This is a genomic window from Siminovitchia thermophila (assembly GCF_016909185.1).
Taxonomy (GTDB): domain Bacteria; phylum Bacillota; class Bacilli; order Bacillales; family Bacillaceae_C; genus Siminovitchia; species Siminovitchia thermophila.
On sequence record NZ_JAFBFH010000005.1, the window covers coordinates 1 to 21,930 of the forward strand.

A 21,930-nucleotide genomic window follows, 5' to 3' on the forward strand; every position below is an offset into this window, starting at 1 on the left:
CTGTATATAGTTAGGGTTCCTGTAGCCATTGTCTTTTATCAAAATTGTACATATTAAAACAGTCAAAAGTGTACATATCATCGTTGACATTTATACTTGTTGCTTTTGACTAATGACCCGCCCTTTTTGTGGAGATACAATGTAAAAGTAAATAAAAGCACGTTTTGCGAATCTAAAGCGGATTTGTAAGCGTTTTACTTAAGGGGAAATATAATGGGGTGATACATTTATCAGTAAGTGAAGTAAACTTATACATCAGATTTTCGCATGTATGGAAGATCCATGTCAATGAAACTCTTACGAGAAGAGAATCTGTTTCTTGCTTTGCCCAAGTTCCAGGGAAAGGACAGGGGGAGAATATTGTTGGCTGTGTGGTATTGTAAATTTGATTTACAATGTCTATCCCGATTTTTTCATAACAAATCTGTCACAACTTTTTCTCCACATTAAATTTTCTAAAAATTTAATGTATTACTAAAATTAGGCATCTATTTGTTTGACAGCTTACGCTCTTGTGATGACAGAAGCCGCTCGACAATGAACATTGAGGAGGAAATCGAATGGGAAATACAAGCTTAATGAAGACAACTACCTTGGGATTTCAACACGTTTGCGTCATGTATGGCGGCGCTGTGGCAGTACCGATCATTGTGGCACATGCTATCGGATTAACGCAACAACAGCTCGTTTATCTTATATCATTTGACTTATTGGCATGTGGAGTCGCCACGTTGATTCAGGTAATCGGCGGGAAGCATATCGGAATCAAATTGCCTGTATTGATGGCTGTCTCTTTTATTGTAGTGGAACCAGCCATTGCAATTGGAAAGATCTATAGTATAACGGGAGTTTTTGGCGCCGTTATCGTCTCTGGCTTAATCATTACACTTTCCGCGCCCTTGATCGGAAAATTGGTTAAGTTTTTCCCGCCTATCGTTTCAGGTTCCGTGATCCTGATTATAGGAATTTCTTTGATGCCGGTTGCGATGAACAATGCGGCAGGAGGAGCAAATTCCCCTACTTTTGGGGAACCGAAGAATTTGATATTGGCGGTGTTTACTTTAATTTGCTTTTTAATTATAAACACTTTGTTCAAGGGATTTATTAAAGTCGTATCGATTTTACTTGCGTTAATTATTGGTACGGTTGCGGCCAGTTTTTTTGGGTTGGTGGATTTTAGCGTATTCAATGAAGCGAAATGGCTCAATATACCCCGGCCATTTTACTTCGGAGCCCCGACATTCCAGCTTTCGTCCATTATTGCCATGACGATTATTTCTTTTATCATTGCGATTGAAAGTATTGGTGTGTTTTTTGCGCTGGGGGAGTTTACAAATAAGGAAATCGGTGAGAACGATGTGAAAAAAGGGCTCCGCGCAGAAGGTCTTGGCTCTTTTATTAGCGGGTTTTTTAATTCCTTTAACCATTCGACTTTTTCCCAGAATGTCGGACTAGTTCTCCTTACAAAAGTAACACAGCTAAAAGTTCTGATCGCCGCGGGTGGAATCCTGATTTTGTTGGGGCTTGTGCCAAAAGTGGCGGCGCTGACAACGATGATACCTGCTCCCGTATTGGGTGGAGCCATGGTACCGATGTTTGGGATGCTCATTTCAGCAGCCTTAAAAATGATCAGCAGTGAAAACTTGTCCTTGCCTTCCAATCAATTGATTATCGCAGTAGGTGTTGGAATTGGAATAGCGATTAAGGGTGTTCCGGCTTCATTTGAACAATTTCCTGATACGATCCGCTTAATTTTTGGAAACGGGGTAGTAATGGGCTCATTGGTTCTCATTCTATTAAACGTTATTTTAAATGGTATCAATGGTCCCAGGCATACGGACCATGTTCCAAGTAATGCGAATGCCATGAATATGGAACAAAAAGCTGTTAGCGGTGACAGTTGAATCATGTTGGAATGAATTTGCTTTTACATTTGTTTATTTTTGTTAACCTCTACCTTTATATATTTGAAATCCCCTAACATATATCTGGGGGATTTTTTTTGGTAAGCTTAGCGATGTGTTTCTATTTTCAATATTTGCCGTATAAAGGGACAAAGCTTGTAATATGCTTGTTAGCAGGGAAACTTTATGAAAAAATGAACTTGTGCCTGCAGTCATTTATTGATCTTAGTATGAGCTTAAAGGGAGTCATTCCATTATGGCAGACTTTTTTATGTATTTTAGTCCAGTTACACAAGCATTGATGGCTACTTTATTTACGTGGGGAATGACAGCGTTTGGTGCTGCCCTCGTTTTTGCTACAAGAACAATAAACCAGCGGCTATTGGATAGTATGTTAGGATTTGCCGGTGGTATCATGATTGCAGCCAGCTACTGGTCTTTATTGGCTCCAGCCATCGACATGTCAAATGGGAATTCCGTCGGGGCTTGGTTTCCTTCGGCAATTGGTTTTTTGATGGGCGGCGTTTTTTTGTGGGGGATTGATACAGTACTGCCTCATCTCCACCCGAATACTTCCTTTGGCAAAGCGGAAGGATATCAGGCGAAAAAAAGAAAAAGAAGTACATTGTTGGTGCTTGCAATCACGTTACACAATATTCCAGAAGGGTTGGCGGTTGGGATTACTTTTGGTGCGCTTGCAAGTGGGGGAACGGAAGCTTCTTTAAGTGATGCTTTAACCTTGGCGCTGGGAATCGGCATTCAAAATTTCCCTGAAGGAGTTGCGGTTTCCATGCCGTTAAGGGCGGAAGGTATGTCGCGAAGAAAAAGCTTCTTTTACGGACAGTTATCAGGTATGGCGGAACCGGTTGCCGCAGTTATCGGGGCATTTGCTGTTGCGATTATTGAACCGTTACTGCCTTATGCGTTAAGTTTTGCAGCTGGAGCAATGATCTTTGTTGTAGCGGAAGAAGTTATTCCGGCTTCTCAAGAGAAGGGTAATAAAGATTTGGCTTCAATGAGCTTAATGGTCGGCTTTGTAGTGATGATGATTCTTGATGTGGCATTAGGATGAACACCCCCTCCCTGGGAAGGGGTCTTTTTTTTTCGCGGTCTGCAAAGGCGCGGGAGGTATGCGCCATGATAAGTCCAAACTAACTCCCCCGGTAGGTGCTGTAACCGCCAGGAGCGACCAAAAGCGGAACATGGTAATGGGAATTCATATCAGAAATTCCGAATCTAACAGGGACTTGATCCAGAAACGGGGTTGCCGCTGGAATAACCCCTTTTTTCTTAAAGTAATCAGCCACATAAAATACGAGTTCATACTCCCCCGGGTTGAATTGCTCATCACAGAGCAGGGGAGAATCAACCCTGCCGTCGCTGTTTGTAGTAACGGTTTTGATAAAGGTCCGTTCTGGTTCCAACTTCCAAAGGTCGATGTTTAAACCTTCCGCAGGAATACCGTTCATTAAATCAAGGACATGAGTTGTTAATTTTCCATTCATGCTTTTACACTTTCCTTTGCTTTTTCCAAACCTTCATTGACAAGATCCTGGCGGCTGACCACAAATCCTTGGAAACCATATGGCGGCCTCGGTTCTGTCCAGACAGCGCCTTTGTATCCAGGAATATCTTCAATCACCGCTTCCCAAGTACGATTATTGGATAAAAATTGAACTTCGGCCAGTTGCGGAAAACGTTGAAGAACCCGTAAGCCAATTCGATAAATCAGATCCTGTATTGATTTATTATCTGCTTCATGGAACACCGAAGCGGCTATATCACGGACTTGCTCTGCCGGCACATAAACAGCAGGGTTATCTGCGACGGCATCTTCTTTCTTATTGTACCGATAGAGAATGTCGAGATAAATATATAAAGGCCGATCTTTTGCTTCTGGCAAGGTCGTATACTCATCCCGAATATAGCCGTAAAAGGAACTGCCCGAAACCTTAATCAAATGCAGATCCCGAATGCCGCTTTCCTGTTTGGCAAGTTCATAGCCTGCTTTGCTTCGCTGGACCTTCACCGTCGTAGTGATCAACTCATTTCTTGAATGTCTATATACGAGCGGACTTGTCTCCAAATGCGTGTCACCCGCGACTTGAACTGCCTCGAATGGAATTTCGTCTGCCGTTATTTCAACTGCAGTTATGTGGGAATACACATCAAGAAAGCGCTTGCAAACAAAGTGTAAAAATCCTTCGAAAGTGGAGCCGTGATATTCAGCAGCTTTGCGAAGAATAAAGTTTTTCATAGAGTCAGTTGCGACCACACGGGAATTATCCGCTTTTGTAAATGATTCCAGGAACTCCCCTTCAAGTGCAATCTTTGCATTCATCCCAAAAATGACATTGTTTCGTCCCGTAAACCCTGATTCTGGAATCGCTTTAATTCCATCGAGCGGCTTTTGATAGGTGCGGAACACAAAGACGTCACCTTTCCCATAGTACATTAATCTTTTTTGTGAACTCATTCAAATTCCTCCTCAAGCTTTATATTGTGATCCCTCACTTGCAAAACGTTCTTTTTGCAAAGCGAATGGTAACACCCGATAGGTGGGAAAAACGCGAAAACACTCTAGGAAGCGATAAAGTCTTGTAGCCGAAAATAGGCAATTTGATATACTTGTTCAAGCGCTTCTTTGAATTCAGCTTCTTGAGAATGATCGAGGCGTTCCTTCATTTTTGCCAGAATGGTTTCCTTCGTGTGGTTTCTGACAGCCAAAATAAACGGAAAATGAAATTTGGTTGTATAGGCTTTATTGAGGGATAAAAATTCTTCTCGTTCGTCTTTTGTCAGTTGGTCAAGGCCTGCACCGGTTTGTTCTTTCACAGAAGCTTCAGCCATTTTAACACGGGCAGCTAAATCGGGATGTGCCCTTAAGAGGGCCAATTTTTCGTCAAATGCCGCTTTATTTACTTCGTTTACCATCGTCTGATGGAGTTCGGATATAGAAGCAAATGGCCGTTTCATCCATACTCGCTCGGCGACCCAGGGGGAATATTCAAAAATCCAGCCAAGCGCCTCGGTAAAATCGGTTTGATCCATCCCATTGAGAATTTCGAGACTTAAACGCACAATCGTTCATCCTTTCGTTATTGTAAAGATGCGACTTTTCAGAGTAATGAGTAAATTATATAGCAAGCTTTCGGGAATTACTATTATTTTATCTTCCATTTATATATAAGGTCATTAGTGTCGAAAGACAAATTCCCAAATATGGATTGTGCATAAAGCACAATATTGCTTTGGTGTGCTGTCATGGCCTTATGGGGAAAGGAATATGAAACATGAATGATTGTGCTTGACGGTTAAACGAAACATTTGAAGGACGGCGCTCCTTTTTAAGAGCAGCGATTTTGCAGGAATAATCAGTAGATTGTTTTCGGAGAATTTCTAAAGCACTTCACTAGTAAACGGGTATAACAATTGTTATTTAAGTATAAGTGCGACGAGGGATCCATAAGAAAGATGCTCAAACATATGTTTAACTCGACAGTACGAAAACATTTGAAAATTAAACATAGTTCCACCATCTTTTACCTATTCGCCATGGCTTTTAGAGTGGTGACGTATGTAGTCGGACTAACATATTCCTTAACAAGATACAACATACGTTTTCTTTTACACATTTTCACTGCCCCAACAAACTAAAATACACATGAGGGGGGAAGCTGAAACGGACTATGTCGATCCTAGGGGTTTTCTACCGCAAAAAATAAAGTAGCACAAACCATTGCCTTGGCCTGTACTACTAATGTTAGTATATTTTTCTTCAGTTGTTATGTAAGATGATAGACGGAAAATAAATCTTCAAAACTCGTTTTTAATATTCGACTTTATTAAATTTGATTTTAGAATAAAAGTATAGCAATGTTGAGTAGATAATGAATATACATATCACCAATCCCACAAGAATTCCCATATGAGTAGACCCCACTAGTGATAGATAACCATTAGGGAAGAAGTACTTTAACGTACTGAGCATTGGAGCAGTTCCAGTGATAATGAAAAACACAATCCCTCCAAAAATAGCATACCCTGTAGAGAAGTTAATGGATAGCGCTGTAACAACTTGAATAAAAAGTAAATCAATAAAAAACACGCCTAGAAATTCGATTAAAGCATATCCAAAATCAGCCATACTTGCAGGAAAAAAATTGCCGGATGTGTAATCGAACTGAGTTAAGTGAACATAATAAACGATAATGCTAGAGACAAATAAAATAATCAAATATATCAAGTAAAGCGATAGTAAAGAAAACCACTTTGCGTTCAAAATAGAAGTCCGGTTGAGATCTTTATATAGAAATAAAGTACCTTTATCAATTTCAGTGAAAAATAATGTTGACGCAATATAAGCAATAATAATTAGTGGCAATACCGCATTATGTTGAACTACTGAAGTAGATACAAAAAACTCAAGTGCGCTTAGAGATCCAGGCTCCCCCGTGAGCTGCATAAAGTTAGTATTTATAAGAGAGATGATAATCAAGATCATTGGAAAAAGCCCGAAAGCAAAATACAACAAAGACGACTTCATTTTTAGTGTATTAGAAAAGACTGGAGGGAATAGTTTATTCATGATCATTTTCCTCCTTAAAATATTTCTGAATGGTGTTTTCTTTTGTTGTAATAGCAACAATTTGGTTCTCTTTAGTTAAGTCTACTAATAGGCTATTGAATGATTCTCCTTTTAAATTCACTTCGAGATAATCTCCATCGCCGGTTAAAGTAATTTGACCTGAATATTTCTTTTTTATAGAATCAAAGCTATTTACCGGTTTACTCAATTGAATGATGGTTATATTTTCCTGACTCTGTATAAAATCATCTTTTAATCTGCCGTTTTCTATAAAAAGGTATCGCTCTGCTAATTCTTCTAATTCATTCAATTGGTGACTTGAAATAAGAATGGTTGTTTTTCTTTCTTCAGCCCACTTTTTCAATGTTTTTATTAACATTTCAACACCATTAGGATCTAGGCCAACAAATGGTTCATCTAAAATTAAAAACTCAGGATTTGTTACGAGGCAGAGTGCTAGTCCAAGTCGTTGCTTCATTCCGAAAGAAAATCCGCTTGGCTTTTGGTCTTTTTTTTCTAATAATCCGACAAGATCAAGTACTTTTTCAATGTTTTCATGATATTGTTTCTGATTATGAATTTGCAAATAAAATTCTAGGTTTCGATAGGCACTTAAATGGGAGTAATATACGGCTTCAATCATCAAGCCGACATTATGCAATAAATTGTCTCCAGAAAAAATATCCTTTCCTTGATAGATAATGGTACCACTTGTTGGCTTGATCGTTTTAGCAATCATCTTCATTAAGGTTGTTTTTCCAGCTCCGTTTTTACCAATCAATCCCACAATTTCTCCAGGTTTAATGCTAAAACTGACATCTTGCAAAGAAAAAAACTCATTGCTTTTAAATTTTTTGCTTACATTTTTAACTTCTAACAATGATGCTCACCTCTTTTGTTTAATCTTTTGATATAAAAATAAAATAGAGAAATTCACCAAAAATACAAAAAGTAGTTGTGGGAGACTAGAAAAATCATCACTAAGTTCAATCGCTATGTCACCGATAGTCATTGTATGTTTTTTAATGAATAAATCAAAGTTAGGATTTGACATAATAATCAAGCTAAATACAAAATAAAAAATTGTAGTAATAAGAGACAAAGAAAAAATACTTACATAATTTGTATTGCTCGGAAACATATACTCTAAAATTAAATTGTACATTACGGGTATAATGTAAATTAAACTGATTAAGAGAAGTAGTGAAATATCAATGTTTAAAAGACTTGCTATTCCAAAGGTTATGCAATTTAATACTATAGATAAAAATATTTTCAGTCTCATTTCATATCACCTGTACTTTGAAATTTATTGAGAATAAACTGTAATAGCTAGATTATGTAGCCAATGAAAAGCAATTGCATCTTGTAATCCATATTTATCTGCCAAGTAGTATAGTATTAAACTTGAGGGAAACTTTATCATTATATTTAAAAGCCAATCTCCATTTAAGTGAAGTAACATAGCGAATAAAATAGAACCTATTATAAAGCTCCAAGATTTCGAGAACTCCTTTCTTAGAATGATTAAGATTAAATATCTAAATAAGAATTCTTCAAAAGTAGCAATTAAAAAGGGGTGGAATGTCGTTTCAACATCACTAATGAGCAATCCCAAAATTAGAGATTATGTCATCTTCCCTCAATAATAATATTCATAGTTTCGACTTTTTCCTTCTTTTTCACTTCACACATACTTTTTAAAGCCATAGAGTCTTCATCTCTACGGCTTTTTTGTCACTGTATTACCCCACTTGTACTTGATGATTCCAAGGCTGATCTCATTCAGAGAAAAGAATTTAAATAGCGCTTTCATATTTAAATTCCTCTCTTTTTATCTATAGTATTCAATACTGTAGCACAATTAAAATTTTTTGCAAATATAAAATATAAAAGTTATTTTATTGGGAAAACTACTTTTTGGATGGAAAGCCGCTAGTTGATGTTATTACAAATGATATGGGGGAGATAAAAGGTGGATCAGCAATGGCTGAAAAGAGTTCTCTCTTTATGTAAGCCCTTTAAAAATGTATTGACTTTTATAGTTGAATAAACTAGAATCTGAAAATAAAGAGACAACGTCTTTATATATGTCTTTTAGTTAAAGGAGGGGAACCTATGTTTGAGGGGCCAACATTGTGGGGGCTTTTGCCCTTGATTATTTTTGTCGTATTGGCGTTTAGAAAATGGCACCCGGTCGTTGCCATTGCCATAGCAACAATTGTTGGAGCGGTAATGGGCGGGCACGGCATTACATCTATTGCTACACAAACAAAAGAAGGGTTAGGTTCTTTCCTTGCCTATGTCGGATTAATTATCCTGGCGGGAGCAGGGCTTGGGAAAATTGCGGAAAGAACGGGTGTGGCAGAAAATATTGTCCGCTTTGTCATGCACCGGGTCGGGGTCAATACACCGAACAAAGCAATTATTGGAACGATGGCATCATCTGCCTTATTAACCGGTTCCCTCGGAACACTGGCTGGTGCCAATGCGGTCATCGCACCTGTCGTAATTCCGATTGTTGCATCAGCCGGTCTTTCGTCCAGCGCGGTGGCAATCATTTTTCAAGGGGCTGGTGTGACGGGCTTATGGCTCGGGCCATTTACTCCACCCATGGTCACTTTTATGGAAATCACCGGCTTGTCATACGGACAGATCGTTTTATATGCAGGTCTGCCATTAGCAGTTGTTATGTGGCTCGTTACTTTTATTTTTGTGAAAAAGACTTTACCGCAGACATTGCAACAGTTTCCTTACTCAGATGAAGATATTATGCTTTCCAAAAACAGTCAATCAGAGCAACCAGGCAACGAAAAAGTTAAGAAACAGGCAACTTTCGTCTTTTTGGTGACACTGTTTGCCTTAATTGTGTACGGCATCCTTACGGAAGGCGGGTCAACGTTTGCCATTGCCGTAATCGTTATCACTGCCGTAGTGACTGGATTGGCTGGGCGTTTGACACCGAATGAAATAGCGGAACATTTCTTTGAGGGGGCAAAGCCGTTAATTTGGCTGTTCTTCCAGTTTGTCTTGTTTTCACCGTTTATTTTTTATATAGAGCAACTTGGCGGGTTTGAAGCGTTGAAAAATCTGCTCATGCCGTTTATTGAAAAAGGCGGAGACATTACGCTTGTCGCTTTGACCACGATTACGGGTATTGCAGGCATTCCTGGAGCGGCGGTTGCGCAAGTTGTTGTTCTTGATGAAATGTTCAAGGGACTTTTCACTTCTGCCGGTATTCCGATCAGTATCTATATCATGGTCCTTCTTGTCGGCTCGCAAATGACCGAAATGCTATATCCGATCGGAGATACCCTTGGCGCAATGGGAATTGCCCGCTCGAAAGACTTGAAGAGCATGGTCATATTCGGAATCGTGGGGACAGCCGTGATCGTTGCGTTTGTCATTTTGCGGACTATTATTATATAAGGTGAGTGAATGGGATGGATTTTTCATCATATAAACGCCACATTGAAACATTGGCTCAAGAGGCCAGTGGAAAAACCGCCGTTTATATCTGCACACCTGATGGGGAAATAAAAATCAATGAAGCGGAAAGAATGCAGGCGGCAAGTGTCATAAAAGTACCAATCGTCATGGCCGGTCTCCATGCTTCTGATCAAGGTATGCTCGATCTTAACAAAAAAGTTGTTGTTCAAGATAAAGTGGCGGGCACGGGTGTACTGAATTATTTATCTGGTAATATGGAATTAAGTATTTTAAACATGATGACCCTTGCTTTGATTGTATCTGACAATACAGCCTCCAACTTGTTGATCCATGAAATTGGACGAGAAAACATTAACGCTTTTTGTCAAAAGGCGGGGGCAAGCCAAACAGTTCTTGGTCGTTATTTTATGGATCACGAGGCGATGAAGCGCGGGATCGACAATTACACCTCGGCCGGTGATATGATCCGTTTTTTCCGGTTAATCGGCCACGAAAACAAACTATTGTCAAATGAAAGCAGAAAAGTCATTTATCAAATGTTAGAAAATCAGCAATTTAGGGAGAAGCTTGCAGCACACCAGGCCATGTTTCATGACAAGGTATCAATCGCCAACAAGACGGGAGAGTTAAACGGCATTCAGCATGATGTCGGGATGTTTACCTTTGAAAATAGACAGGTGTATGCTGCGATATTATCTTCCAACTGGAACAACAATTATCAGGGCCGGGAGTTTATTTCGCAGATCGGCAAACTGACGATTGAATACATGACGGCCACTGAATAAAAAGGGAGAGTCTTATGAATATCCGAGTCGCGGCTTTTGGTACGAAGGAAACAGTAAAAGGGTTGGAGAATTACAGCAAGTTGTTTTCTAATATTTCTATCGTTCCGTTCACGTATCAACAGCCAAAAGAATGTGTAGATTTGGTGGAAGAAGCCTATACGTGCGACGTGTTCTTGTTTGCCGGCCCTGTGCCTTATCTGTATGCCAAAAATGCCTTGGAACAAATGAATGTCCCTTATACTCACGTGCCGTTTGATGAATTGATGGTTTCACATACATTCTTTTTATTGGCGACGGAATATCAAATGGCGATTCGCAGGCTTTCCATTGATATTATGAACCCGGCGCATGTGACAGAAGTATTGAACGATCTTGGGATGGAGCAAAAAGATATTTTTATCCATGATATTCATGAAATTCCGGGTTTGGACATTGCGGAAATTGTCAAGCGCCATCAACAGCTTTGGGATCAAGAGGCGATTGACTTTGTATTAACAAGTATCGATGCAGTCGCCCAAGCATTGAAAGAGCTGAACATTCCTTGTCTGAAAATGCCGATTCCGAAGAAAAACTTTTTGCATGGCTTGCAAGAAGCTAAAACGCTCGGACAAATAAAGCTGAGTGAAACGTCCCGGATCGTGATGGGGCTCGTGAAAATTAAAAATTTGGACCGCGTATCGGACAGTCTGGGAGATTTTCAATTTGAGCAATTGTTATTGGCTTTTCATCAAATACTGCTGAATTACACTCATAAAATGGACTTCTCTTTATATAAGGGCCATTATCATCAGTTCATCATTTTTGGGACAAAAGGCAGCTTCGACAAGCTGATTTCGGATAATCATTTGTCCTGTTTTGTAAAAGAAATAGAAAAGAAATTAAACATTACAGTTGCCGTCGGATTTGGTTCCGGACTGACGGCAAGGCAGGCGGAACATAATGCCCAAAGTGCGTTACAACGCGCATTGGAAGAAGATGAAAGTATTTGCTATTTATACAACGAGTCAGGAGCTTATATTTATTTGCTGAACGAGGAAGAGGATGTCAACAAAGAATCATTGATGAACGCATTGCTTACTTGTGGGCTGACGCTTGAAACAGCGTCCAGATTTGCCGACTTTTTATTGCTTCGTCAATTCCGCCCCTTCACTTCCCAGGAGTACGCTGAGTACGCGAACGTAACAACGAGAACCGCTGCGCGTCTCATTAAAAAAATGACAGACACTGGCGTGCTTGAATCGGTTGGCGAAAGAAAGATTCACGATATGGGAAGGCCAAGGGCAATTTATCAAATAAAGGAGAATTTCAATTGAGTCATCACATCAAAGAGGTTAATACGTACATTGTTGAAGTGCCATTAGTAAATGAGTGGAAAATATCGCTTTACTCTTCTAAAGTGAGACAACATGCCATTGTGGAAGTAGTCACTGAAGATGGAGTTAAAGGGTACGGAGAAGCATCTCCTTCTCCTGCGTTCATGGGCGAAACGGCGGAAACAATTAAGCTGGTGAATGATCAATATTTGGCTCCTGTTATCACTGGACTGCCGCTCCAATCGTTGAGTCAAATCCATAGGAATATGGATCAGACGATTTATGGCCAAAGTGCCGCAAAATCTGCGATTGATATCGCCATCCACGATGCTTGGGGAAAAATGGAAAATAAACCTGTATACGATCTTGTTGGCGGGCTTTACCGGGAAGAAATTCCTTTGACTTATGTGATTGGAATGAAAAGTGACGAAGAAGCCTATGAAGAGGCTGTAAAAGTAATGAATCTCGGGTTCCAAACAATCAAAATCAAAGTTGGAAAGGACCCTGTCAGGGATATACGTGTAGTCCAATCAATCAGACAAGCCATTAAAGACAACAAGAAAGATGTTCGCATCCGTCTGGACGGGAACCAGGGATATCATGTAGCGGACGCGATCAAAGTAATCAGAGAACTGGAAGAGACAGGTGACTTGAAATCAGTTGAACAGCCAATTGAAAAGTGGAATATATTCGGATTGAAAGAAATAAGAAGTGCAGTCAAAACGCCTATCATGGCGGATGAGCTGGTATTCTCCATTCATGATATGACTAATATTATCAAAATCGGCTGTGCCGATATTGTCAACTTGAAAATTTGTAAAGTCGGGGGAATCCACCAAGCTAAAAAAATTGCCGGAATGGCGGAAGCAGCAGGAATGACTTGCACAATCGGCAGCAACCTGGAGCTGGGCATCGGGATCGCAGCCAGCATGCATGTCGCAGCCAGCACTCCGGTTATAGTAAATCCGAGTGATTTTATATGTGGCGCTTATCTGCATGAACATGATATCGTCCAAACCCCTATGTGGGATTTAGTGGAAGACGGTAAAATCAGAGTCAGCAACGCAGCCGGACTTGGCGTTCATTTGGCGGAAGACCTAATCAAATAAAATGTTCGGCAGTTCTCTTTAAATCACGAATGAGAAAGGTGTTACAATGAGAATCAATATAGATCGGCTTATGAGTGATATAGAACGTTATGGAACATATGGTTTAGATCCAAAGGGCGGGTTGACCCGCCCCAGTTTCAGCGAGCCGGATTATCAAGTGAGAGAATTATTTATGAAAGAACTAAAGGAGATGGGGCTCGCGGTATATGTCGACCCGATCGCAAATATATGGGGACGCTGGAGCGGTGAAGATACCTCTAAAAAATCCATCGTAATCGGGTCCCATCTCGATACTGTTCCAAATGGCGGCATGTTTGACGGTGCTTTGGGCGTCTTGGTGGCAAAAGAAATCATGAAAACGATCATCGAGCATGAGGTTCCATTAAAGCACACATTGGAAATTGTCTCCTTTACAGCAGAGGAGCCCAACGACTTTAACCTTTCTACGATGGGAAGCAGAACTTTTACCGGCAAACTGACAAAAGAAGATCTAATGACAGTTACCGATTCAAAAGGGACGAAATTGAAAGATGCTGTTGAAAAAGCTGGCGGTTCATTGGAACGTCTCCCTATTGAAAAAGACGATATCGCGGCATTCGTGGAGCTTCATATTGAGCAGGGGAAACGGCTCGAATCAGCAGAACTTCCAGTAGGGGTTGTCGATCGGATCGTTGGAATCTACAGGGATAAAGTCACGATTATTGGCGAATCGAATCACTCGGGCACAACGATGATGAACGACCGGTTTGATGCTTTGACCGCAGCTTCCGAGATGATACTCGCGGTAGAAACAATTTTGAGAAATCATGGCACTGATGCAGTGGCCACAATCGGCAAATTGGATGTTTTTCCGAATGCGGCGAATATTATACCCGGAAAAGTAGATATGGTGCTTGAAATCCGTTCCGGAACGGCAGCGGAACGGATAGAGTTGAAAAAAATGATCTATCAAAAATGGGATGAAGTTATAGACAGACGGAAAGTGAGCATCAACGTTGTCAATATACTCGATCAACAAGAATGCCAATTTGATGAACAAATCGTTCAGTGGATTCAAGAGTCTGCCAAGGATCTTCAAATCCCTTACACAACATTTTCATCCATGGCCGGCCATGATGCCACGCATATGGCGGACGTGGCAAAAACAGCCATGATTTTTGTAAAAAGCATCAATGGCAAAAGCCACTGTCCCGAAGAATTCAGCAAAAAAGAAGACATTGAACAGGCCGCAAATGTGATGCTGAACGCCGTACTAAACATAGATCAAAAACTATCGTAGCAGGAAGGTTAAGTGGAAGTTATAGAAAGCTTTCTTTTAATGACTTGAGCGCCAATTTGTGAAGGGGAGGCTGATCACCCTCCAAAAAACCAATACAAAGCCAAGCATGTTATTTTGGCTACGGGAGCGTTGGTCACATTGGCTGAGAAAATCGGTGTAGATACGGAGTAAGGAAGAGAACCGAGAATCAAAACAGTCGTACAAGTAGATTTGGCAGGTAAACAATCATCGACGGGATCTGGACTGCAGGAACCGTTGCCGACGTCAGTGTCCATACAATCGTCTCGGCAGGTGACGGTGCCAAAGTTGCCAACAATGTCATCTCCGAATGGAAGAGAAGCGCTACGTCACTCATGATGTGCTCAAAGGTTATATAATAGATTGGAAGAAAAAAGAGGATGTCCCATTTTAGACCTTCCCCTTTAGATGAACCCTTTTTCTTTCAGGCTGCTATATTCGCCAGTTGCATTCACTATGACATGATCCAGCAATTCAATTCCTAATATCCTGCCAGCTTCAACTAATCGCTTAGTTACCTCTACATCTTCCCGGGATAATGTTGGCGAAAACGAGAGTCAAGGGTCGGCTTGCCTTTTCGCCCGCCCTTGACCGAGTTATGAGCCAATCATTACACTTAGGAGACACAAAGAAGGATATCCCTAGGTAGGAGGAACGCTTTTTCGAGTTTTCATATTCGAGAAAAAACAAATGAAGCGAATTAGGCAGATTCGGCCAACATGTTTTTGGTTGGCCGGATCCCCGGAATGAGTGTACTATTTTCATGAAATGAAAATAGTCAGTTTGTTGAAGCTCGATGCCGAAAACAAACCGTCCACTCTTTTGTGTTTTCTCTCTCCTCCAAAAAGCAGTCATCATAGCTGAAAATAAATCATGTATATAAAAATTTTTTAGGTTGTACTTTTATTATTAAACCCCTCTTTATTATTTACATATTCAAAATACCACTAATAACCGGTTAATTAGTAAATAGTTTAGGACTTGAATATGTAAGAAATTAAAAGAGGAGGAATTAATATGAAAAATAATGAACAAATCCAACCATTTGTGACATGCTATGGGAATAATGGGATAGCTAAAATTGAAGATCGTGGAGGAGGAACCCTATGGTGGTACGTCAAACCAGGCTTTAGTACGCTCTATTCCTTTATTGGCGAAATCACGATCAAAGACGGAGCTAGATTTATAGCTTCACTCCCTGTAAGTGGAATGGGGCAACCATATAAAGCCCTATCCGGCTTCAAAGGAGGAGGACCAAAAACCAAAGGAAAAACTTACAAAGCAGTATTTACTGGGGTAGCGAGGGACAATCAAGGCACTTCAAGTTTTGTAGTACCAAAATGTGAAACAGCATATCGCAATTAATGAAAAAACTAAGCCATCTTGGCTTAGTTTTTTGTTATTATAAAATTAAAGCCATCTAATTTTAAGAGAGGGGATGAGGGTAATGACCCTTTGTAATCATTGTTCAGCTAATTTAAACTTTCTAATTTATGTTTCAAACATGTATAAAAATCGATATATATACGATGGAGAACCAATCTTATTTCCTTATTTCCCTCTTAATAATAATGCAATTTTACCAATGGATACTTTCAAAAATGAAGTTTCTTTACATTGGGAAAGCTATATCCAATCTGTGCAAAATACAATTGCTTTAGATGAAAGTCCGACAACCTTGGATCTCAATTTTATCAATAACCCAAACGATTATAATTACCAATCCCTTTTTAAAAAGAATAAGGAAGGTATAGAAGCATTTAATCAAGTACTCAAATCATTCATGGGTTGGTGGAATAGCTTTTATAGTGGATACAGAGTAATTGACTATATATCCGGGAAATTTATTCCAGAGATTGGAACCAATATTGATAACAAACTTCTTAAAAAACATAATCGGCTACCTAATTATAATCTTTTTTTAATCGCCGTATATGATAAAGTTCCATTTAACTTAAAGAATGCAGGAAGAAATTTTATCATTGAACCAATTTCACACCTTGATTTGACATATCAAGATGAGAATAGACGTTCAAATAGTATCGGCTGCTTAGTTGATAAACTTACACAACATTTAATATACGAATAGGGTTGTTATATCTTTTCTTAACGCCTCTTTATATATCAAAGATTAAATAAATACTATATAAGGGGTGAAATATTTGATGTTTGACAAGCTATTACAGTGCTTATGCGAATCTAGACGAACGCAAGCCTTTTATACAAAATGTTTAAATGAGGCTGTAACAGAGGAGGAAAAAGATTTCTTAGGAGAATTGGTGAAAGATGCTACCAGAACTTCTAATGACATCAAAAAATTCTTCGAATCAATGCCTAAGGAAAAATAGACATTTTTCATCATGAATTAACCGAAAAAATAGCGTGAAATTTTTTTATGTAATTAATCGAACATACGCTCCTAAAAAGGTTGGTTTTAAGATGGAAAATCAAAAGTCTTGTTGTAAATTCCTTGAATTTATTAAAGAAAATAAAAAATTTTTGAGTAATCCTATCATCAAAAGTTTTCTGTCCACGAGAAAACATTTTGAGTTATTCAAGCAATCCATTTGCCATCCTACTCCCCAGAATCAAGAGTTGCTAGATCAAGCCTTCCGGGAATTTTATTTCCGTATCCGGTTTACTGCCTATGTATCTAAAACGCTTCACTACCATGGGGTTAATATGGATAAAAAGATTCGCCAAGATCTTTACCGTTTTCCCGCAATGTTAGACGAACCCGTAAAGGATGACACAGAGTTAACCTATAAAGACCTAGCGGCAATTGAGGAAGACTTCGAATTAAAGTCGGACAATATTTTGGATTATGTTACCGATCCAGCCCTTTACAAAGCTATTCAAAGTTTAACCCCTAATCAAAGAGATATTTTATCCCTGTCATATATAAAAGGACTGACAGATTCTGAAATTGGCACATTCTTAGGAAAATCCCAGCAGGCCGTATCCAAGGCCCGGAAAAAGGCACTCAGCAAGATGAGAAAATTATTGCGGAAGGATGATTAACTTTCAGAATGGAGGTTTTTAAATTGGAATCCAATTTATATGAACTAACTACAAAAAAAGATGAGAAAGCCATTGAAAAGGTCATTAACCTCTTTGCACCCAAAATCAAAAAAACTTTGCTTCAGACAGACACCCAGATTAGGGAAGATTTGGAGCAGGAGCTGCATCTCAAATTGATCCATATTGTAAAACGATATGACCCGGAAGATATCGTCGGTTTTTGGGAGTTTTATGAAATGTTCCGGCAAAAAATTTCTTGACAAAAGATTGTGGAATTAGGGACTTATTTTTGGGAGGGGGTTGTAATTTAGTAAAAAAAACTCTTTATTGATAAAAGAGGTGAGAGAAATGACACCAACTGAATTTCCATTTTGGATAACTCTAATCGGAAATTTTGGATTTCCTATAGCTATAACAATTTATCTGTTTCTCAGGTTCGAAAAGAAACTTGAAAAATTAGCCGAGGTTATAATGCAGTTAGCCGAGGTCATTAACACTACAAAAAAGTAATATTAAAGGTTGTTGGAGAATAGAAAGTCAACAAAGCAGCTGCGGCCATCAGGTTTTAGTTTTCCGCAATTCCGAATGATTACTTTTTTATTCAGTTATGATTACCGTTTTATGTTTTCTTTTTTAGAAAAAGAGGGTATACTGTAAATAGAAAATGAATAAATTAAAAAAGACCAAAGGTAGCTGGTACACCTTCGGTCTAAGCAATAGCCCTTCATTGGGGTAGCTCAAATTTTGAGTTATCACAAAAAATAACCAACCCAAAATGCTCGCTAGGCAGCCATGAGGTGGTTATTTTTTTGTTGCGACAGTATAGCTACGATTAACGTTGCAAAAGAGATCATCAAAATCAAACTCTCGAATACTGTCATAAGGCATCACCCCCTTTACAGGGAATGAGCCACCACCCATGAAAGCCCTATTGCTCAGTCTATTATAGCATCTTAAAAAGCTAGATACATATTATCTAAAGATAAAAAACCACCCTTAAAGGGTGGCTTACGTGCTTTAGCAACTAATAGTACTTTATTTTGTCATCTTCTTACTTTTAACCATTACGGCACTCATGACATCAATAGCGTTTTGCAAAGCTTCTTTTTTATCATTGAACCATGCAATGTATTCAACCCCAAGCTTTTCAAACAGTTCAAGATCGGTGGAGCTAATTCTTTTAAAATCTAAAAAAACATTTTCATGATTTATTTGGAAGATCGTTTCGGTAGTCTAGAAGTGCGTCTCGATAATTTGGAAGATCGCTTCGCCATTCTCGAAACCCGCCAAGAAAATCTGGAAATCCGCCAAGGTAACTTGGAAGCCCAATTAAAGTCTATGGAGCAAAACCTGACAGACCACATTAAGCACCTGGAAACAAAGTTTACGATTGTGCTGGAAGAATTGGTAGAAACAAAAGCAGATGTGAGAAGAATACAAAGAGCAAAATGAAGAGCGGCGACACAACGCCACTCTTATTTATTCGCGAGATTGGGTTATTCATCACTATTAGTTAAATGATCTCCTATTTGTTAAGACCTCATTAAGTGTTTTTCAATCATTGGGACACTTCAACATATGAATGTAATAGAAAGAACCTGAAAAGGAGGAATAACAATGCCACACAAAGCTGAGCAATCCGCTTATATTGAGTCCTCTGAAAAGCAAATGGAATTATATCGCAGGACGTTAATCATTGTAGTCATTTCACAAATTTTCGGGGGCGCGGGACTCGCCGCAGGGATAACTGTTGGAGCATTGCTTGCGCAGGAAATGCTCGGCTCGAACAGTTTTGCCGGAGTTCCGGTTGCTTTGTTTACATTGGGGTCTGCTGGATCGGCATTTATTGTAGGACGTATTTCTCAACGTTTTGGCCGCCGCATTGGACTGGCGGGGGGGTTCCTTGCTGGAGCGCTCGGGGCTGCGGGTGTAGTGATCGCCGCTATCACGAGTCATGTTTATCTGCTGTTTGCTTCACTATTGATTTACGGCGCCGGAACCGCTACAAATTTACAAGCGCGTTACGCGGGTACAGACTTGGCCGGTTCGACACAGCGTGCTACAGCTGTGAGTATTGCCATGGTCGCTACGACTTTGGGTGCTGTGGCGGGTCCCAATTTGGTCAATGTCATGGGAGACTTTGCTGAAGCAATCGGCATCCCATCCTTGGCCGGTCCGTTTATCTTGGCCTCCTTTGCATATTTTCTAGCAGGACTGATCCTTCTTTTCTTCCTTCGCCCTGATCCCCTCTTTGTAGCAAGAGCCATTACTAGTGAACGAGTGGAAGCGAATCAGATAAAGGAAAAGGCCCTTGAAAAAACAAATAGCAAGGGGATCGCGGTAGGCTTTACAGTAATGGTTTTATCTCAATTTGTGATGGTTGCCATTATGACAATGACACCTGTACATATGGAAAATCACGGACATGATTTATCCAGGGTGGGATTAGTCATTGGCATCCATGTCGGTGCCATGTATCTGCCATCTTTGATTACCGGTATCCTTGTCGATAAATTTGGGCGCGGCACAATGGCTGTCGCCTCGGGAATCACATTACTTTTTGCGGGAGCATTACCGGCTATCGCCCCGAGCGATTCCTTGGTTACGCTTATTTTTTCCTTGGCATTGCTGGGGCTTGGATGGAACTTTGGCCTTATTAGTGGAACAGCCCTCATCGTTGATGCAACAAGTTTGGCTACCCGGGCCAAGACACAAGGGGCAGTTGATGTGTTTATTGCTCTTTCAGGAGCGCTTGGCGGGGGAATTTCGGGCATTATTGCAGCGCAAACAAGCTATACCACGTTGTCAATTGCGGGCGGGATGATTTCCTTACTCATTATCCCGATGGTGGTTTGGAGCAGAAGCAGTTTGAAAAGTGTTGCCGGAAGTTGAAGAATCCAGTCATATAATATCTAGAAATAAGAAGATAAAGCCTTGGTTTCCGACGCCATCTAAAAAGAAATCCCGGCTGCAAGAGTGCTTTCTTCTGAGGTAAGGCTTGAAGATTTTTCATCAAGCCTTCAAAATGACTAAGTCTTTTCTATTCGTATCTGCTTTTTGTCCAGAAATGCAGTTCGTCATTGGGTCAGAAAGAAAAACCAACTTTTTTTTGGAGTATTCCTTTACAAGAATATTCCTTATAAGGTATATTTGAAATAAGCAAGAAAATATGAATCATCTTGATTTTTAATCCATACATGTTGGGAGTGATGGATAAATAACGGAAGATAAGGGTGGGTTCAATTATGGATACGACAACTTTGAGCGCACTTGCGGAACCTAACCGCTTGCGGATTGTTGAACTTTTGCGGGAAGGCCCCTTTACCGTTGGAGAAATTGCCGATCGTTTGCAAATTCGTCAGCCTCAGGCATCCAAACATCTCCGCGTTCTCAGCTCTGCGGGAATTGTGGAAGTACACCCAGATGCGAACCGCCGCTTTTATACATTGCGGCCTGAACCATTTATCGTTTTAGACGCATGGTTAGCTTCATATCGGCACATCTGGGAAGAAAGACTCGACCGTTTGGATGATTATTTGGATGAAATGCTCAAAAATGGCGATGGCTGATCAACGCACAGCCAGCAAAATTTCCTTTCGAGCAGAAGTATCATTGTCAATAGAGTTTTCAATGCCTCCGTACATGATCGTTTTGTAGAATAGTTGAAAAGTATGTTTCAAAAATAACTTCTGCTAAGGAGAAATGACATGACTGATCATAATACAGTAAATAAGGTAAGAGCGGTTGCCGAAGGAAAAATTCTTATTATAGAGAGGAGTTTTCAGGCTCCGCGAGAGCTTGTATTTACGGCTTTTTCGGAACAAGAACATTTGGAAAAATGGTGGGGACCTAAAGGGTGGCAGACGAAAAGCGTCAGTTTTGAGTTTAAGCCCGGCGGCATTTGGCATTATTGCATGACATGCACCGACCCAAACATGGGTGAGTATTATCAACAAGAGTCTTGGGGCAAGATGTTATTTCATGAAATGATTGTTCCTGAGAAAATCGTATACACAGATGTTTTTTGCGATAAAGATGGAAATTCGGTCGAAGATATGCCGGAAATGTCAGCATCAATGGTCTTTACTGAACAAGAAGGAGTCACAAAGGTTACTATCAAAACGGAGTTCCCGTCTGTAGAAGCGCTTCAGAAAGCCATGGAAATGGGAGTAGTTGAGGGAGTCTCTTCACAATACGAGCGCCTGGATGAACTCTTAACAAAAATAGGATAAACCAGACCAACCTTCGATTTTAAAGCTATGCTTATTTTTTAAGCATGGCTTTTTTGCACACCTAATGATAGCTTTTACAGTATCCTTCTTAAAGGTTTGTTAAAGTTTCCTTTAACAAGGATTTATTTGTTCCATGCACCGATCCTGCGTAAATACCATCTCCTGTTGTGTCTCCACCCGGATTGTCTGAAGTTTCATTGATGATAACGGGTCTGCCCTCAACTTGAAGCG

At 39.9% G+C, this 21,930-nt stretch carries 24 protein-coding genes and 2 pseudogenes; 17 read left to right on the forward strand and 9 right to left on the reverse strand.

Going from position 1 to position 21,930, the window contains the following annotated elements:
- Positions 1-560: 560 nt before the first annotated feature.
- Positions 561-1,904, forward strand: a complete 1,344-nt coding sequence (locus JOC94_RS04775; protein WP_077113707.1) for a nucleobase:cation symporter-2 family protein — start codon at positions 561-563, stop codon at positions 1,902-1,904.
- 256 nt (positions 1,905-2,160) lie between these two features.
- Positions 2,161-2,976 carry a ZIP family metal transporter gene (locus JOC94_RS04780; protein ID WP_077113708.1) on the forward strand — a complete coding sequence of 272 codons (816 nt, stop codon included), beginning with the start codon at positions 2,161-2,163 and terminating at the stop codon, positions 2,974-2,976.
- 79 nt (positions 2,977-3,055) lie between these two features.
- On the opposite strand, the gene uraH is transcribed toward JOC94_RS04780, so the two are convergent.
- The 7 genes from uraH to JOC94_RS23480 all read right to left on the reverse strand — a co-directional run bounded on the left by uraH (position 3,056) and on the right by JOC94_RS23480 (position 8,110).
- Positions 3,056-3,409 carry a hydroxyisourate hydrolase gene (gene uraH, locus JOC94_RS04785; RefSeq protein WP_205178809.1) on the reverse strand — a complete coding sequence of 118 codons (354 nt, stop codon included), beginning with the start codon at positions 3,407-3,409 and terminating at the stop codon, positions 3,056-3,058.
- Entirely contained in the window at positions 3,406-4,380 is a 975-nt protein-coding gene (gene pucL / locus JOC94_RS04790) for a factor-independent urate hydroxylase (RefSeq protein WP_077113710.1), read from the reverse strand. The genes uraH and pucL overlap by 4 nt, the downstream gene beginning before the upstream one ends.
- Positions 4,381-4,484: 104 nt before the next feature.
- A complete protein-coding gene (uraD, locus tag JOC94_RS04795) occupies positions 4,485-4,985 on the reverse strand; it encodes a 2-oxo-4-hydroxy-4-carboxy-5-ureidoimidazoline decarboxylase (RefSeq protein ID WP_328799774.1) in 501 nt (166 codons plus the stop codon).
- 748 nt (positions 4,986-5,733) lie between these two features.
- Positions 5,734-6,492, reverse strand: a complete 759-nt coding sequence (locus tag JOC94_RS04800) for a hypothetical protein (protein WP_077113711.1) — start codon at positions 6,490-6,492, stop codon at positions 5,734-5,736.
- On the reverse strand, positions 6,485-7,372 hold the full coding sequence (locus JOC94_RS04805) for an ABC transporter ATP-binding protein (protein WP_077113712.1): 888 nt from the start codon (positions 7,370-7,372) through the stop codon (positions 6,485-6,487). The genes JOC94_RS04800 and JOC94_RS04805 overlap by 8 nt, the downstream gene beginning before the upstream one ends.
- 6 nt (positions 7,373-7,378) lie before the next feature.
- Positions 7,379-7,777 carry an Msa family membrane protein gene (locus JOC94_RS23475; protein ID WP_077113713.1) on the reverse strand — a complete coding sequence of 133 codons (399 nt, stop codon included), beginning with the start codon at positions 7,775-7,777 and terminating at the stop codon, positions 7,379-7,381.
- 24 nt (positions 7,778-7,801) lie between these two features.
- A complete protein-coding gene (locus tag JOC94_RS23480; protein WP_205178811.1) occupies positions 7,802-8,110 on the reverse strand; it encodes a CPBP family intramembrane glutamic endopeptidase in 309 nt (102 codons plus the stop codon).
- A gap of 500 nt (positions 8,111-8,610) precedes the next feature.
- Between JOC94_RS23480 and JOC94_RS04820 the strand changes: the two genes are divergently transcribed.
- From JOC94_RS04820 to JOC94_RS22785, 6 genes and pseudogenes are all read left to right on the forward strand, one after another.
- On the forward strand, positions 8,611-9,921 hold the full coding sequence (locus JOC94_RS04820; protein ID WP_077113715.1) for a GntT/GntP/DsdX family permease: 1,311 nt from the start codon (positions 8,611-8,613) through the stop codon (positions 9,919-9,921).
- A 14-nt stretch (positions 9,922-9,935) separates the two neighbouring features.
- Positions 9,936-10,727 carry a serine hydrolase gene (locus JOC94_RS04825; RefSeq protein WP_205178813.1) on the forward strand — a complete coding sequence of 264 codons (792 nt, stop codon included), beginning with the start codon at positions 9,936-9,938 and terminating at the stop codon, positions 10,725-10,727.
- A gap of 14 nt (positions 10,728-10,741) precedes the next feature.
- Entirely contained in the window at positions 10,742-12,040 is a 1,299-nt protein-coding gene (locus tag JOC94_RS04830; protein ID WP_205178815.1) for a winged helix-turn-helix domain-containing protein, read from the forward strand.
- Positions 12,037-13,149, forward strand: a complete 1,113-nt coding sequence (locus JOC94_RS04835) for a mandelate racemase/muconate lactonizing enzyme family protein (RefSeq protein WP_205178817.1) — start codon at positions 12,037-12,039, stop codon at positions 13,147-13,149. Before JOC94_RS04830 ends, JOC94_RS04835 begins: the two co-directional genes overlap by 4 nt.
- Positions 13,150-13,195: 46 nt before the next feature.
- Complete coding sequence (locus JOC94_RS04840) at positions 13,196-14,428, forward strand: Zn-dependent hydrolase (protein ID WP_205178819.1); 1,233 nt, start codon at positions 13,196-13,198, stop codon at positions 14,426-14,428.
- Positions 14,429-14,521: 93 nt separating this feature from the next.
- Positions 14,522-14,840, forward strand: a pseudogene (locus JOC94_RS22785) (hypothetical protein); the annotation flags it as partial.
- Positions 14,841-14,850: 10 nt separating this feature from the next.
- Here JOC94_RS22785 and JOC94_RS04845 read toward each other — a convergent pair.
- A pseudogene (locus JOC94_RS04845) lies at positions 14,851-14,988 on the reverse strand (JAB domain-containing protein); the annotation flags it as partial.
- Positions 14,989-15,463: 475 nt separating this feature from the next.
- On the opposite strand from JOC94_RS04845, the gene JOC94_RS04850 reads away from it, so the two are divergent.
- From JOC94_RS04850 to JOC94_RS04870, 5 genes are all read left to right on the forward strand, one after another.
- The gene (locus JOC94_RS04850; protein ID WP_077113720.1) at positions 15,464-15,811 is read left to right on the forward strand and encodes a hypothetical protein; all 348 of its coding nucleotides are present in this window, start codon (positions 15,464-15,466) and stop codon (positions 15,809-15,811) included.
- An 82-nt stretch (positions 15,812-15,893) separates the two neighbouring features.
- Positions 15,894-16,535: a hypothetical protein gene (locus JOC94_RS04855; protein ID WP_077113721.1), complete on the forward strand. Its 642-nt coding sequence runs from the start codon at positions 15,894-15,896 to the stop codon at positions 16,533-16,535.
- Positions 16,536-16,885: 350 nt separating this feature from the next.
- Complete coding sequence (locus tag JOC94_RS04860) at positions 16,886-17,467, forward strand: RNA polymerase sigma factor (RefSeq protein ID WP_205178821.1); 582 nt, start codon at positions 16,886-16,888, stop codon at positions 17,465-17,467.
- A gap of 23 nt (positions 17,468-17,490) precedes the next feature.
- Positions 17,491-17,727, forward strand: a complete 237-nt coding sequence (locus tag JOC94_RS04865) for a helix-turn-helix domain-containing protein (RefSeq protein ID WP_236016978.1) — start codon at positions 17,491-17,493, stop codon at positions 17,725-17,727.
- A gap of 88 nt (positions 17,728-17,815) precedes the next feature.
- A complete protein-coding gene (locus tag JOC94_RS04870) occupies positions 17,816-17,977 on the forward strand; it encodes a YvrJ family protein (protein ID WP_077113724.1) in 162 nt (53 codons plus the stop codon).
- 272 nt (positions 17,978-18,249) lie between these two features.
- Here JOC94_RS04870 and JOC94_RS22790 read toward each other — a convergent pair whose 3' ends face one another.
- A complete protein-coding gene (locus tag JOC94_RS22790; RefSeq protein ID WP_236016979.1) occupies positions 18,250-18,348 on the reverse strand; it encodes a putative holin-like toxin in 99 nt (32 codons plus the stop codon).
- A gap of 322 nt (positions 18,349-18,670) precedes the next feature.
- Between JOC94_RS22790 and JOC94_RS04875 the strand changes: the two genes are divergently transcribed.
- The 4 genes from JOC94_RS04875 (at position 18,671) to JOC94_RS04890 (ending at position 21,699) form a co-directional block, all read left to right on the forward strand.
- On the forward strand, positions 18,671-18,919 hold the full coding sequence (locus tag JOC94_RS04875; RefSeq protein ID WP_077113725.1) for a hypothetical protein: 249 nt from the start codon (positions 18,671-18,673) through the stop codon (positions 18,917-18,919).
- A gap of 165 nt (positions 18,920-19,084) precedes the next feature.
- A complete protein-coding gene (locus JOC94_RS04880) occupies positions 19,085-20,359 on the forward strand; it encodes an MFS transporter (RefSeq protein ID WP_205178825.1) in 1,275 nt (424 codons plus the stop codon).
- Between the two features lie 353 nt (positions 20,360-20,712).
- Positions 20,713-21,036 (forward strand): ArsR/SmtB family transcription factor, encoded by a 324-nt coding sequence (locus JOC94_RS04885; protein ID WP_077113727.1) that lies wholly within the window; start codon positions 20,713-20,715, stop codon positions 21,034-21,036.
- Positions 21,037-21,174: 138 nt separating this feature from the next.
- A complete protein-coding gene (locus JOC94_RS04890; RefSeq protein ID WP_077113728.1) occupies positions 21,175-21,699 on the forward strand; it encodes an SRPBCC domain-containing protein in 525 nt (174 codons plus the stop codon).
- The last annotated feature ends 231 nt before the right edge of the window (positions 21,700-21,930 follow it).

Excerpts from the sequence above, each read along its gene's own strand:
- JOC94_RS04775 (WP_077113707.1), top strand. The coding sequence starts at position 561 with ATGGGAAATACAAGCTTAATGAAGACAACTACCTTGGGATTTCAACAC.
- JOC94_RS04780 (WP_077113708.1), top strand. The coding sequence starts at position 2,161 with ATGGCAGACTTTTTTATGTATTTTAGTCCAGTTACACAAGCATTGATG.
- uraH (WP_205178809.1), bottom strand. The coding sequence starts at position 3,409 with ATGAATGGAAAATTAACAACTCATGTCCTTGATTTAATGAACGGTATT.
- pucL (WP_077113710.1), bottom strand. The coding sequence starts at position 4,380 with ATGAGTTCACAAAAAAGATTAATGTACTATGGGAAAGGTGACGTCTTT.
- JOC94_RS04800 (WP_077113711.1), bottom strand. The coding sequence starts at position 6,492 with ATGAATAAACTATTCCCTCCAGTCTTTTCTAATACACTAAAAATGAAG.
- JOC94_RS23475 (WP_077113713.1), bottom strand. The coding sequence starts at position 7,777 with ATGAGACTGAAAATATTTTTATCTATAGTATTAAATTGCATAACCTTT.
- JOC94_RS04820 (WP_077113715.1), top strand. The coding sequence starts at position 8,611 with ATGTTTGAGGGGCCAACATTGTGGGGGCTTTTGCCCTTGATTATTTTT.
- JOC94_RS04825 (WP_205178813.1), top strand. The coding sequence starts at position 9,936 with ATGGATTTTTCATCATATAAACGCCACATTGAAACATTGGCTCAAGAG.
- JOC94_RS04830 (WP_205178815.1), top strand. The coding sequence starts at position 10,742 with ATGAATATCCGAGTCGCGGCTTTTGGTACGAAGGAAACAGTAAAAGGG.
- JOC94_RS04840 (WP_205178819.1), top strand. The coding sequence starts at position 13,196 with ATGAGAATCAATATAGATCGGCTTATGAGTGATATAGAACGTTATGGA.
- JOC94_RS04850 (WP_077113720.1), top strand. The coding sequence starts at position 15,464 with ATGAAAAATAATGAACAAATCCAACCATTTGTGACATGCTATGGGAAT.
- JOC94_RS04855 (WP_077113721.1), top strand. The coding sequence starts at position 15,894 with ATGACCCTTTGTAATCATTGTTCAGCTAATTTAAACTTTCTAATTTAT.
- JOC94_RS04860 (WP_205178821.1), top strand. The coding sequence starts at position 16,886 with ATGGAAAATCAAAAGTCTTGTTGTAAATTCCTTGAATTTATTAAAGAA.
- JOC94_RS04870 (WP_077113724.1), top strand. The coding sequence starts at position 17,816 with ATGACACCAACTGAATTTCCATTTTGGATAACTCTAATCGGAAATTTT.
- JOC94_RS22790 (WP_236016979.1), bottom strand. The coding sequence starts at position 18,348 with ATGACAGTATTCGAGAGTTTGATTTTGATGATCTCTTTTGCAACGTTA.
- JOC94_RS04875 (WP_077113725.1), top strand. The coding sequence starts at position 18,671 with ATGATTTATTTGGAAGATCGTTTCGGTAGTCTAGAAGTGCGTCTCGAT.
- JOC94_RS04880 (WP_205178825.1), top strand. The coding sequence starts at position 19,085 with ATGCCACACAAAGCTGAGCAATCCGCTTATATTGAGTCCTCTGAAAAG.
- JOC94_RS04885 (WP_077113727.1), top strand. The coding sequence starts at position 20,713 with ATGGATACGACAACTTTGAGCGCACTTGCGGAACCTAACCGCTTGCGG.
- JOC94_RS04890 (WP_077113728.1), top strand. The coding sequence starts at position 21,175 with ATGACTGATCATAATACAGTAAATAAGGTAAGAGCGGTTGCCGAAGGA.